The 674-nt window shown below is 31.0% G+C and carries 2 protein-coding genes; both read right to left on the bottom strand.

The window, feature by feature from the left end; all coding sequences use genetic code 11:
- Positions 1–230: hypothetical protein (locus tag A4R26_RS12295; protein ID WP_133054649.1), on the bottom strand; the 230-nt coding region annotated here is incomplete at its 3' end.
- Positions 231–262: 32 nt separating this feature from the next.
- Positions 263–674, bottom strand: a 412-nt coding sequence (locus A4R26_RS35425; RefSeq protein ID WP_207625737.1) for a hypothetical protein, incomplete at its 5' end; no start/stop codon positions are given.

Raw genomic sequence — 674 nt, 5'->3', positions numbered from 1 at the left:
GTATATTTTACGTTATTGCCAAAGTTTTTCTTCATAGCTTCCCTTAAATCATTTTGCGGATCTTCAATTTTATCTGCAACTACAATAACCTGCCTTAAATTTCGTATTCTACCTTCCAATCTTCCTAGAGTTTTTTCTGTTAATTTTTCGGGAAAGTTATCAATAAACTGGCTTACTGTAAATATCTTATGAATTATATAAAACACAACAATAATGGTTGCTGAAACCATTACAAACAATAAGATATTTATTATTGTTATCACTATTTTAGCATCAACTTTTCTTTAAATCCTCCTGAGAAATATTCGATATAAAATGCGTATACAAAAGAGGAAATGAGACAAAATATTTGTACCGCTGTAAATTTACCCTGATATTCAAAGCTCCCTTTTGTTAAGGTAGCAATTGTCCCCCATGTAAAGCATACAACTGATAAAAAACAGGCTGCCCCGCCTATTGCCAATGAACACAATATCCAAGATTTATGCTTCTCTTTTTTTAACGAATTGAAAAAACTTGTTACACAAAGAGAACAAGTAAAAAAGAACAGTGAACCATCTTTTATTATGGCAGATGTAAACCATGGCTTGTTGTTCATCCAAAGCAAAAACATCACCAAAGGTATTTGTATTAATGCTACAATGAAGTTGAGAATGATAAACACTAAAACATTT

Origin of the sequence: Niastella populi (genome assembly GCF_002078015.1) — a bacterium.
GTDB lineage: Bacteria > Bacteroidota > Bacteroidia > Chitinophagales > Chitinophagaceae > Niastella > Niastella populi.
Note: the sequence above shows the minus strand (reverse complement) of the source record. Positions and strands in the feature narration are given on the sequence as shown.